This is a genomic window from Ruegeria profundi, assembly GCF_001507545.1.
In the GTDB taxonomy this organism is placed as follows: Bacteria; Pseudomonadota; Alphaproteobacteria; order Rhodobacterales; family Rhodobacteraceae; genus Ruegeria; species Ruegeria profundi.
This window is the reverse complement of record NZ_LQBP01000003.1, coordinates 90,478-101,278: the sequence shown is the minus strand read 5'-3', so window position 1 is coordinate 101,278 and position 10,801 is coordinate 90,478. Positions and strand designations below refer to the sequence as shown.

12 protein-coding genes are annotated in these 10,801 nt (G+C 59.1%); 11 read left to right on the top strand and 1 reads right to left on the bottom strand.

Annotated elements, in window-relative coordinates; genetic code table 11:
• Positions 1-8: 8 nt before the first annotated feature.
• From bchL to AVO44_RS06415, 11 genes are all read left to right on the top strand, one after another.
• Complete coding sequence (gene bchL, locus AVO44_RS06465; RefSeq protein ID WP_068334285.1) at positions 9-908, top strand: ferredoxin:protochlorophyllide reductase (ATP-dependent) iron-sulfur ATP-binding protein; 900 nt, start codon at positions 9-11, stop codon at positions 906-908.
• Positions 908-1,576: a magnesium protoporphyrin IX methyltransferase gene (gene bchM / locus AVO44_RS06460; protein ID WP_068334284.1), complete on the top strand. Its 669-nt coding sequence runs from the start codon at positions 908-910 to the stop codon at positions 1,574-1,576. The genes bchL and bchM overlap by 1 nt, the downstream gene beginning before the upstream one ends.
• Positions 1,573-2,994 (top strand): PucC family protein, encoded by a 1,422-nt coding sequence (locus AVO44_RS06455; RefSeq protein ID WP_068334281.1) that lies wholly within the window; start codon positions 1,573-1,575, stop codon positions 2,992-2,994. The genes bchM and AVO44_RS06455 overlap by 4 nt, the downstream gene beginning before the upstream one ends.
• Before the next feature lie 31 nt (positions 2,995-3,025).
• A complete protein-coding gene (gene puhA / locus AVO44_RS06450; protein WP_068334279.1) occupies positions 3,026-3,796 on the top strand; it encodes a photosynthetic reaction center subunit H in 771 nt (256 codons plus the stop codon).
• Between the two features lie 16 nt (positions 3,797-3,812).
• Positions 3,813-4,436 (top strand): photosynthetic complex putative assembly protein PuhB, encoded by a 624-nt coding sequence (gene puhB, locus AVO44_RS06445; protein WP_068334277.1) that lies wholly within the window; start codon positions 3,813-3,815, stop codon positions 4,434-4,436.
• Positions 4,437-4,446: 10 nt separating this feature from the next.
• On the top strand, positions 4,447-4,914 hold the full coding sequence (puhC, locus tag AVO44_RS06440; RefSeq protein WP_068334274.1) for a photosynthetic complex assembly protein PuhC: 468 nt from the start codon (positions 4,447-4,449) through the stop codon (positions 4,912-4,914).
• A gap of 13 nt (positions 4,915-4,927) precedes the next feature.
• Positions 4,928-5,224 carry a hypothetical protein gene (locus AVO44_RS06435; RefSeq protein ID WP_068334272.1) on the top strand — a complete coding sequence of 99 codons (297 nt, stop codon included), beginning with the start codon at positions 4,928-4,930 and terminating at the stop codon, positions 5,222-5,224.
• Positions 5,221-6,348 carry a magnesium-protoporphyrin IX monomethyl ester (oxidative) cyclase gene (gene acsF / locus AVO44_RS06430; RefSeq protein ID WP_068334270.1) on the top strand — a complete coding sequence of 376 codons (1,128 nt, stop codon included), beginning with the start codon at positions 5,221-5,223 and terminating at the stop codon, positions 6,346-6,348. The genes AVO44_RS06435 and acsF overlap by 4 nt, the downstream gene beginning before the upstream one ends.
• Positions 6,348-7,151, top strand: coding sequence for a putative photosynthetic complex assembly protein PuhE (gene puhE, locus AVO44_RS06425; protein WP_068334266.1), 804 nt, complete (start codon positions 6,348-6,350; stop codon positions 7,149-7,151). The genes acsF and puhE overlap by 1 nt, the downstream gene beginning before the upstream one ends.
• The gene (hemA, locus tag AVO44_RS06420; RefSeq protein ID WP_068334265.1) at positions 7,141-8,355 is read left to right on the top strand and encodes a 5-aminolevulinate synthase; all 1,215 of its coding nucleotides are present in this window, start codon (positions 7,141-7,143) and stop codon (positions 8,353-8,355) included. The genes puhE and hemA overlap by 11 nt, the downstream gene beginning before the upstream one ends.
• 67 nt (positions 8,356-8,422) lie before the next feature.
• Positions 8,423-8,848 (top strand): c-type cytochrome, encoded by a 426-nt coding sequence (locus tag AVO44_RS06415; RefSeq protein WP_068335257.1) that lies wholly within the window; start codon positions 8,423-8,425, stop codon positions 8,846-8,848.
• Here the strand turns inward: AVO44_RS06415 and dxs are convergent.
• Positions 8,845-10,767 (bottom strand): 1-deoxy-D-xylulose-5-phosphate synthase, encoded by a 1,923-nt coding sequence (dxs, locus tag AVO44_RS06410; protein ID WP_068334262.1) that lies wholly within the window; start codon positions 10,765-10,767, stop codon positions 8,845-8,847. The two genes, AVO44_RS06415 and dxs, sit on opposite strands and share 4 nt — an antisense overlap.
• Positions 10,768-10,801 lie beyond the last annotated feature (34 nt).

Here is a 10,801-nt window from a genome sequence, read left to right as displayed (position 1 = left end):
ATTACATCATGAGCCCACTGGACAAGAACCTTCCGAACCTGACTGGCCTTGATGGAGAAGGCTCGGTTCAGGTGCATCAGGACCCGACCGCGCGGATAGAAGGGGCCAAGGTATTCTCGGTATATGGCAAAGGCGGGATCGGGAAATCCACCACGAGTTCCAACCTGTCGGCGGCGTTTTCCACCCTGGGCAAGCGGGTGCTGCAGATCGGTTGTGACCCGAAACATGACAGCACTTTCACCCTGACCGGATCACTGGTGCCGACGGTCATCGACATTCTGAAAGAGGTTGATTTCCACCCCGAGGAACTGCGCCCCGAAGACTTTGTGTTCGAGGGTTGGGGTGGCGTGCAATGTGTCGAGGCTGGCGGCCCTCCTGCCGGGACTGGCTGCGGCGGCTATGTCGTGGGCCAGACCGTGAAATTGCTGAAACAGCATCACATGCTGGACGATACTGATGTGGTGATCTTTGACGTGCTGGGCGATGTGGTTTGCGGCGGGTTTGCCGCGCCGCTGCAACATGCTGACCGGGCAGTGATCGTCACCGCAAACGACTTTGACTCGATCTACGCGATGAACCGGATCATCGCCGCCGTTCAGGCAAAATCGGCCAATTACAAGGTTCGTCTGGCTGGGTGCGTTGCCAATCGCAGCCGGGACACGGATGAGGTGGATCGCTTCTGCGATCAGGTCGGTTTTAAGCGCATCGCGCATATGCCCGATGTGGACGCCATCCGTCGCTCGCGCCTAAAGAAAAAGACCCTGTTTGAGATGGACGATGACGAGGATATCGTCCGCTGCCGCGCCGAATACGTCCGGCTGGCCGAAACCCTTTGGAACGGGACCGAAGCCTTGGCCCCCGAACCTCTGCCCGACCGGGTGATCTTTGAATTGCTGGGGTTCGATTAATGACCTATGAGGCGACACGCGCACGGGTTGAAACCTATTTCGACCGCACCGCCACCCGCACGTGGGAGCGGCTGACCAGCGATGCGCCAGTGTCGAAAATTCGTCAAACCGTGCGCGAAGGCCGAGACCAGATGCGGGATCGCCTGTTGAGCGCGCTTCCGCAGGACTTGACAGGCCGTCGCATTCTGGATGCGGGTTGCGGCACAGGTCAGTTGACCGAGGTTTTGGCCGCGCGCGGTGCCGAGGTCGTAGCAATCGACATTTCGCCAGCCCTGATCAACATCGCCCGTGCGCGTTTGCCAGCGCCATTGCACGCGAGGGTGGATTTCCACGCAGGTGACATGCTGCACGAACCCAGCGGCCCGTTCGATCATGTCTTTGCCATGGATAGTCTGATTTACTACGACGCCGACCATATCCGCAGTGCGGTTGACCGGTTCGTCGATCACGGCGCGGTCGTGCGCTTCACCATCGCTCCGCGCACGCCGCTGCTGGCAGCCATGTGGTACGCGGGCAAGGTGTTCCCCAAAAGCGATCGCTCGCCGACCATGGTGCCGCACAACACAGCGACGTTAAAGCGCAAGCTGGATGGTGCCGGTAAAGTCCGCGATCTGGGGCGCGTCAATTGCGGTTTCTACATCTCTCACGCGTTGGAGGTCGCCTCATGAGCCAGCGCCCCTCGCCCTTTACCCGCATACCGGCCGAGTTCCTGCCCTTTGCCGATGCCGCAAGCGCGGATTTGCCTTTGGGGCAGTTGCTGCGGCTGTCGCTGTTTCAGGTGTCGGTCGGGATGGCCTCGGTCATGCTGCTGGGCACGCTGAACCGCGTGATGATTGTCGAGCTTGGCGTCGCCGCGACGGTTGTTGCCATCATGATCGCCCTGCCCGTGCTGATCGCGCCCTTCCGCGCGCTTCTGGGCTTCCGCAGTGACACCCATCGCAGTGCAATCGGATGGAAGCGTATCCCTTATTTGTGGTTCGGCTCGATCTGGCAGATGGGTGGGCTGGCCGTCATGCCCTTTGCCCTGCTGGTTCTGGGCGGCCACTCTACGCTGCATGTCCCCTTCGCGGGTGAGGCACTGGCGGCGATATCCTTCCTGATGGCGGGTCTTGGCATCCACATGACCCAAACCGCCGGGTTGGCATTGGCCTGCGACCGCGCAACGCCCGAGACGCGGCCCAAAGTTGTTGCTCTGCTCTATGTCATGTTCCTGATTGGCATGGGCGCATCGGCGTTGATCGTCGGCTGGCTGCTGCGTGACTTTTCCGACCTGCGCCTGATCCGCGTGGTTCAAGGCGCGGCAGTCGTTGGCATGGTGCTGAACCTGATCGCCCTTTGGCGGCAGGAAAAAGTCCGCCCGATGAGCGCCGAAGAACGCGCAGCCCCCCGCCCACGGTTCAGCGACGCATGGTCTGATCTGCTGAGCGGAGGTCAGGCCGGACGGCTTTTGGCCGTCGTCTTCCTGGGCACCATGGCATTCAACATGCAGGATGTGCTGCTGGAACCTTATGGCGGTGAAATCCTTGGCCTTTCGGTTTCATCCACAACCGTTCTGACGGCCATGTGGGCAACCGGAGCATTGGCCGGATATGGCTTGTCGGCGCGGCTGCTTGGGCTTGGGCGCGACCCGATCCGTCTGTCCTGCGGCGGGATCCTTGTTGGCATCGTTGCCTTCAGCGCCGTGATTTTCTCGGCCCCGATGCAAGCCCCAATGCTGTTCTTCACCGGTGCTGGGCTGATTGGCTTTGGCGGCGGCATCTTCGCCGTCTGCACCCTGATATCAACGATGTCTCTACCCGAACAGGGCTTTGCCGGGCGCGGCCTGGCCCTTGGCGCGTGGGGGGCTGCACAGGCAACCGCGTCGGGCCTTGCCATCGCTTTGGGCGGGGCGCTGCGCGACATCGTCAATGTGCAAGCATTGAAGGGTAACTTGGGCACCGCACTGGACTCGGCAGCCACGGGTTATTCCTTTGTCTACCATGCGGAAATCGCGCTTCTATTCATAACGTTGATCGTACTTGGCCCACTGGCAACCCGCAAACGCCGGGCTGCCGCGCCATCCGGATTGCCGGAGTTTCCAACATGATGCGTATTCCTCAAACCGAAAGGATCCCGGAATGACCCAGACCTTCTTCGGAAATTTTGACCTCGCCAGCCTGTCGATCTGGCTGTTTTGGGTCTTTTTCGCCCTGCTGATCTTTTACATCCAGCGGGAAAACATGCGTGAAGGCTTTCCACTGGTTGATGATGACGGCGAGGAAGCCCCCAATCAGGGGTTATTCTCGGTCCCCGACGACAAAACGTTCAAACTGCCGCACGGGCGAGGTGAAGTAACCGTTCCCAGCGGGCAACGTGGTGATCGCGATGACCTTGCACTGGAACGCACCAACGCCGCCGGTGGGTACCCGTTCGAACCCACTGGCAATCCGATGCTCGATGGTGTTGGGCCAGCATCCTGGGCGCCGCGCCGCGACATTCCGGAACTGGACGGACACGGTCATCTGAAGCTGCAACCTATGCGCGGGCTTGAGGCGTTCTCGCACGCTGCAGGTCGCGATCCGCGCGGCAAGCCTGTCGTGACCGGCGACAACAAGCCGGTGGGCACCGTGACGGATATGTGGATCGACGTGCCCGAGCAACTGGTCCGCTATCTCGAATATGAGCTGGACGCTGAATACGGCGGCGGCACCCGGTTGGTTCCGTTGACGATGACGCGCATCCAGTCAAACCGGGTCAAGGTGCGCTCGATCTTTGCCGAGCATGTCAAAGACGTGCCCCAGATCGCCGATCCCAACCAGTTGACCATGCTCGAAGAAGAAAAAATCAGCGCCTACTACGCCGGTGGCACGCTTTATGCCAGCGAAGCCCGGCAAGAGCCGCAGATCTGAAGTCAGGAGCAAACCCATGCCGCATGACGATTTTGCAGTTGAACCAGTTCCGGGCCTACCGGAACGCCCGCCCGAGGGTGAGGTGATCCTGTGGCAAGGTCGCCCTCATTGGTGGGCACTTGCCAAATCCTCGGTCAGCGTTTTGTGGGTGGCTGGATATTTCGCGGTTCTGACTATCTGGCGGTTTGTATCGGTGGTGGATCTGATGCCGCTGGATCTGGCCATCGCCGCGTCCCTACCCTTTGTGATCCTTGGGGCGGTGACCTGTGCTTTGCTGGTCGTCTTTGCAGTGATCCAGGCGCGCAGCACCATGTACACGCTGACCAACCGCCGCGTCGCCATGCGTATCGGGGCGGCGCTGACCATGACGCTGAACCTGCCTTACACCAAGATCGACAGCGCCGATCTGGATCTGCGCAAAGACGGCACCGGGACGATTGCCCTAACTCTGCAAGGCCCGGTCCGGTTCAGCTACCTGTTGTGCTGGCCGCATGTGCGCCCATGGCATTTCCACACCCAACCCGCCCTGCGCTGTATTCCCGATGCGGCGAACGTTGCGCGCATCCTTGCAGATGCCGCGGAAGCCCGCGTCAGTATCCCCCGCGTTGAACGTGATCTGAAACCGATCGCCGCGGAATAGGAGGCACAAAATGACCGACACCCTGCACCAGACCCAGAACCAGGACCGAGAGTTGATCCCGCGCGTCCTGCTGCGGGCAATGGGACTGTTGGTTTGCGCCGTCCTCGCCATCGTCGCCTATGCACGCCTCACAGATGTGCCGCTGTCGGCCTCGCCACCCGCCGCAGAAATCACACATGAACGTGAGATGATTTTGGTCAGCGATGGCGTCAGCGGGGCGGTCACCGTCCTGTCCCCCGAAGGTGCGGTGATTGCCCGGCTCAGCGCCACCGAAGGCGGCTTTGTCGCTGGGGTCGCCCGGGTGATTGATCGCACGCGAATGCAGGCAGACCAGCCTGCGAACACCCCCGTCATCGTGACGCGCCGCGCCAATGGCCGTCTCGATATCACCGATCCCTCAACGGGATGGAGCGCCGACCTCATGGGGTTTGGTGCCGACAACGCCAGACGTTTCGCCAGACTTCTGGATAAACCTTGAAAGGAAGCCAAACATGGGACTTTTGACGAAAGACTTTGAACGCGCGCCCTGCACAGTCGAGGTGAGCCACAAATTCGAGAGCCTGCACGCCCATGTCAGGTTCGACAACGGTGCCGTGATCTATCCCGGCGACGAGGTAAAGGTGAAAGGCCCTGAAATCATGGCTCCTTTCGGTGAAATCGTCATCGAACAGCGCGAGGCCACGATCATCCGCGCCAGTCTGTTGGAACGCCTCTGGACCCGCCTGACCGGCGATTTCGAGGTGATGGAGCTGTGCGAATTCTCGTTCTCTGAGGAGGTGTCGCTATGAACATTCAAGCCAAGCACACCGCTGACGCGACCTCGGTCGAAGAAGGTCTGGCTATCGCCGCCGAACAGGACGCCATCTATAACAACGAAATGGCGACCGAAACGGCGATGCAGAACACTCTGCTAACGCCGCGCTTTTACACCACCGATTTCGATGAACTGGACGCGATTGATGTGTCTTCTGTTCGCGAAGACTGGGACAAGTTGATTGCGCAGATGGTTTCAGACCCGAACAAGGGGCACTTCAAAAAGAACGAAGACTGGGACCAGATCGACTGGGACGGTATGGAGCCGCAACTGAAGAAAGAGTTTATCGATTTCCTGATCTCGTCCTGTACCGCCGAATTCTCGGGCTGTGTGCTGTACAAAGAGATGAAGCGGCGCGGAAATAACAAGGACATCACCCAACTGTTCCAGCTCATGGCTCGGGATGAGGCGCGCCATGCGGGTTTCATCAACGACGCACTGCGCGAGGCCGGGTTGCGGGTCAATCTGGGCTTCCTGACGCAGAAAAAGAAATACACCTATTTCCGGCCTAAATTCATCTATTACGCAACTTACCTGTCGGAAAAGATCGGCTACGCCCGATACATCACCATCTTCCGGCATCTTCAGGCCAATCCCGAGCATCGGTTCCATCCGATCTTCAAGTGGTTCGAAGAGTGGTGCAATGATGAGTTCAGCCATGGCGAGGCCTTTGCCCTGCTGATGAAAACCGACCCCAAGTTAACCTCGGGCGTGAACGTGCTGTGGATCAAATTCTTCCTGACCGCTGTCTACGCTACCATGTTCGTGCGCGACCATCAGCGGCCAGCCTTCCACAAGGCCTTGGGCGTCGATCCCGACTGGTATGCGCATGCGGTGTTTGAAAAGACAAGCGAACTCAGCAAGCAGATTTTCCCGATCACGCTGGACATTGACGATCCACGCTGGCTCAAGAACTGCCGCGCGCTGCACCGGGCCAATGTGGATATCGCCGAAGCCAAGGAGCGCGGCGGTATTGCAGGCAAAGCCGCGCAGGTTTGGGGCTCTGTCAGAGCTGCCCGTGCTTTTGCCGCGTTGTACTTCATCCCAGCCAAAAAACATGAGGTTCCGGCCCAGACAAGATTGGAGCCTTGCTACTGATGACCCTCGCACCCTGGATCGCCGCGCCTGCTGCGCTTTTCCTCTGGTGGTTTTCCACCGGGGCGATCCTGTGGGTGGTTCGCCGCAGTGCGGGCGGACGCAGCCGCGCCGCGCTATGGTCATTACCTGCTCTGTTCGCCGGGTTGGCTGGATTTTGGGTATCTCTGGCCAATGGCGACACGATCGCGGTCTATTTGGGCTTCATCAGCGCCCTGTTGATTTGGGGCTGGATCGAATTGGCTTTTCTGTGTGGCATGATTACCGGCCCCAACGCTTACCCCTGCCCGACCGATGCGCCGTTCTGGGAAAGGTTCATCCGCGCCTGGGGGACGATCGCCTATCACGAGATGCTGCTGGTTCTGATCACCATCGCGCTTGCCGCAATCAGTTGGAACCAGCCCAACACCGCTGGCGCTTGGTGTTTCGGCATCCTCTTCGCGGCCCGCATATCGGCCAAGCTGAACCTGTTTTTCGGTGTGCCGAAGTTCAATACGGAATTTCTGCCCGACCACCTGTCGCACCTGCCCAGCCATTTTCGCATTGCCCGGATGAATTGGTTTTTCCCGATATCCGTGTCGCTCTTGTCAATTGCCGTCGCGCTGTTCATGGCGCAGGCCGGACATGCGGCGACCGATCCGCAGAAGACCGCAAAAATATTGTTGGCCAGCCTCACAGCGCTGGCCCTGTTGGAACACTGGTTGCTGGTTCTGCCGCTGCCCGACGCCAAACTCTGGCGTTGGATGCTGCCGGACCCGAAGCCACTGGCCATGAATACCGAAAGGGAGGGACGTCATGGAATTTGATAAGATGTTCAACGCACAGCTTGATAAGCTGAAGGAGGAAGGCAATTACAGGATATTTGCCGAGCTTGAACGGCTATGCGGTGCGTTCCCGACCGCGAAATCCCATATTGAAGACAGCCCTGACAAGGTAACGGTTTGGTGTTCAAACGACTATCTTGGCATGGGTCAGAACCCGAAAGTCCGGCAAGTGATGAAAGAGGTCATCGACTCCTGCGGCGTGGGCGCCGGCGGCACCCGCAATATCTCGGGCACGAACCACCATCACGTGCGGCTTGAGGAAGAACTGGCCGATCTGCATGGCAAAGAGGCCGCTTTGGTCTTTACCTCGGGCTATGTGTCCAACTGGGCGTCCCTGTCGACCCTCGGCAGCCGTTTACCCGATGCGGTTATTCTGAGCGATGAGCTGAATCACGCCTCAATGATCGAAGGCATCCGCCATTCGCGGGCCAAGAAGATCATCTGGAAACACAACGACCCCGAAGACCTTGATCGCAAGCTGGCGGCCCTCCCTGTCAACAGCACCAAGATCGTGGCCTTCGAGTCGGTTTACTCGATGGACGGCGATATCTGTCCAATGAAAGAAATCGTCGAAGTGGCCGAAAAACACGGTGCCCTGACCTATTTGGACGAGGTGCATGCCGTTGGCCTCTACGGGCCGCGTGGCGGCGGCATTAGTGAACAGGAAGGCCTGGCAGATCGCATTACCCTGATTGAGGGTACACTGGGCAAAGCCTATGGCTGCATTGGCGGATATGTCACGGGGTCTGCCGCCCTGTGCGACTTCCTGCGCAGCTTCTCCAGCGGATTTATCTTCACGACTGCGCTGCCCCCAGCCGTCGCGGCGGCGGCTACGGCAAGTATTCAGCACCTCAAAACCAGCAATGCTGAGCGCAAGGCGCAAAGGCGGCAGGTGCAGCGTTTGCGGGACAAACTTGATGCTTATGGCATCCCGCACATGGACAACCCCAGCCATATCATTCCGGTGATGATCAAAGACCCGGTCAAATGCCGGATGCTGTCAGACATTCTAATGCGCGACTACGGTATCTACGTTCAGCCAATCAACTATCCAACTGTTCCCAAGGGTACCGAGCGGCTGCGCTTTACGCCGTCACCCCTGCACAGCGATGCAGATATCGATCGATTGGTCGAGGCGCTGATGATATTGTGGAAGCAGTGTGCCTTGGCCCACGCGGTCGCTTGAATATACTGTGTGACGATTTGACATTGGAGCACGCGCGCTAAATTTAGATTTCTCAGGAGGTATGCATATGAAATGTATTCTATCAGCAGCGGTCGCCTTTGCCTTTGTGGCCGTCCCCGCATTTGCCGAAGGCGATGCGGAAGAAGGCGCAAAGAACTTCAATAAATGCAAAGCCTGCCACGTCATTGTCGATGACGCCGGTGAAGAAATCGTAAAAGGCGGTAAGACAGGACCCAATCTGTACGGGGTGGTAGGCCGGACAGCCGGCACCTACGAAGGGTTCAACTACTCAGATGCAATGGTTTCTGCGGGTGAAGCCGGGTTGGTCTGGGAAGAGGCCGACTTTGCGACCTATGTTGCGGATCCATCAAAGTTTTTGAAAGAATACCTCGACGACACAAGCGCGCGCGGGAAAATGACCTTCAAGCTTCGGAAAGAAGACGAAGTCGCAAATATCTGGGCGTATCTGGCCTCGGTTGGACCTCAGAGCTAACCCACAGCCGGAAATGACAAGATTTTGGTCTCGCGTGCGTAAAGCGCGCGAACGACCTCTTTGATATCTTGGGCCGTCATTCCGGCATCTTCGTACATTTCATTTGGCGCGGCCTGCTCGATAAACCGATCGGGCAAGGTCATCGTGCGTATTCTCAAACCACGATCCAGCGCGCCGGAGTTCGCTAGATGTGACAGAACGTGGGCCCCAAACCCCCCTTGCGCGCCTTGCTCAACAGTAACTATGGCGCTGTGAGTGGCTGCCAGGTCTGCAAGCAGTTCAGTATCAATCGGTTTGGCAAATCTGGCATCGGCAATCGTGGGGTTAAAACCTTGTTCGGCCAAAAGATCGGCTGCAACCACACATTCACTCAAATGCGCCCCAAGGGAGAGGATCGCAACCTCTTCGCCTTCGCGAATGATCCGCCCTTTGCCAATGGGCAATATGTCTCCACGTTCGGGCAGCTCTGCCCCTACCCCGGCACCACGGGGAAAGCGCACGGCTGAAGGGCCTGCGTCATGGGCGAGCGAAGTGGTAACCATGTGACGCAGCTCAGCCTCATCAGAAGGGGCCATGACGACAAACCCGGGCAGGCTGCACAGATAAGCCAGATCAAACGCGCCTGCGTGGGTCGCGCCGTCCGCGCCAACCAGACCGGCACGGTCAATGGCGAATCTTACTGGCAGGCCTTGTAAGGCCACATCATGCACGACCTGATCATACCCGCGTTGCAGGAATGTCGAGTAAATGGCGCAGACGGGTTTTAAGCCGCTCGCCGCCATTCCGGCCGCAAATGTCACCGCATGTTGCTCGGCTATGCCAACGTCGAACACCCGACCGGGAAACCGGTCTGCCATGGTTTTAACGCCGGTTCCGGCCGGCATCGCGGCTGTTACTGCAACGATGGACGGATCGCGGCTGGCTTCGTCTGTCAGTGTCTCACCAAAGACCGAGGTATAGCTGGGTGCGTTGGACTTGGCCTTGTTCATCGCGCCGGTCGAGACATCGAACTTGGACACACCGTGATACTTGTCGGCACTTTTTTCCGCTGGCTCGTAGCCTTTGCCTTTTACGGTCACGCAGTGGATCAGCACCGGTCCCGTCGCGCGGGCCCGCGCCGCGCGCAGCACCGGCAAGAGCTGACCCAGATCGTGGCCATCGATCGGACCGATGTAGTCAAACCCCAATTCTTCGAACAGCGTGCCCGTTCCGGGCAGGCCCGATACCAACTGCCGGGCGCGGCGCATACCGGCACGAACAGGCGGCGGCATTGCGGCCTCGAACCCTTCGGTCAGGGAGTGCATCCGTGCCAGCGGATCCGGCGCGCAGAGCCGCGACAGATAGGTCGACATCGCACCAACGGGAGGGGCAATGCTCATCTCGTTATCATTCAGGATGACAAACAGACGACGACCTTCGTCGCCCGCATTGTTCAGCGCCTCGTAGGCCATGCCTGCGCTGATTGAGCCATCACCGATCACCGCGATCGCATCCCCGGTCGGCATTCCCAGGTCGCGGCCGACGGCAAATCCCAACGCTGCGCTGATCGAAGTTGAACTATGCGCCGCGCCAAACGGATCAAAGGCGGACTCGGACCGCTTGGTGAATCCGCTAAGACCGCCCTTCTGCCGCAACGTCCGCATCCGGTCGCGCCGCCCCGTCAGCACCTTGTGCGGATAACACTGGTGCCCCACATCCCAGATCAGCTTGTCCATCGGCGTATTGAAAACCGCGTGCAGGGCTACGGTCAGCTCGACCACGCCCAGTGACGACCCCAGATGCCCACCTGTTTCCGATACAATGTCGATCACCTCATTGCGCAGTTCATCTGCAATCAGGGCCAGTTCCGCATCGCTTAAGATGCGCAGATCAGACGGACCGGCAACGCGGTCCAACAGGGGTGTCTGAGTAGATGCCATTGATCCTCTCCGGTGCATTGACCGGTGATCCGCT

Bases quoted from the DNA above. Each gene is read 5' to 3' on its own strand.
- puhE (WP_068334266.1), top strand. From the start codon at position 6,348: ATGACCCTCGCACCCTGGATCGCCGCGCCTGCTGCGCTTTTCCTCTGG.
- AVO44_RS06455 (WP_068334281.1), top strand. From the start codon at position 1,573: ATGAGCCAGCGCCCCTCGCCCTTTACCCGCATACCGGCCGAGTTCCTG.
- bchL (WP_068334285.1), top strand. From the start codon at position 9: ATGAGCCCACTGGACAAGAACCTTCCGAACCTGACTGGCCTTGATGGA.
- acsF (WP_068334270.1), top strand. From the start codon at position 5,221: ATGAACATTCAAGCCAAGCACACCGCTGACGCGACCTCGGTCGAAGAA.
- puhC (WP_068334274.1), top strand. From the start codon at position 4,447: ATGACCGACACCCTGCACCAGACCCAGAACCAGGACCGAGAGTTGATC.
- hemA (WP_068334265.1), top strand. From the start codon at position 7,141: ATGGAATTTGATAAGATGTTCAACGCACAGCTTGATAAGCTGAAGGAG.
- AVO44_RS06415 (WP_068335257.1), top strand. From the start codon at position 8,423: ATGAAATGTATTCTATCAGCAGCGGTCGCCTTTGCCTTTGTGGCCGTC.
- puhA (WP_068334279.1), top strand. From the start codon at position 3,026: ATGACCCAGACCTTCTTCGGAAATTTTGACCTCGCCAGCCTGTCGATC.
- bchM (WP_068334284.1), top strand. From the start codon at position 908: ATGACCTATGAGGCGACACGCGCACGGGTTGAAACCTATTTCGACCGC.
- puhB (WP_068334277.1), top strand. From the start codon at position 3,813: ATGCCGCATGACGATTTTGCAGTTGAACCAGTTCCGGGCCTACCGGAA.
- dxs (WP_068334262.1), bottom strand. From the start codon at position 10,767: ATGGCATCTACTCAGACACCCCTGTTGGACCGCGTTGCCGGTCCGTCT.
- AVO44_RS06435 (WP_068334272.1), top strand. From the start codon at position 4,928: ATGGGACTTTTGACGAAAGACTTTGAACGCGCGCCCTGCACAGTCGAG.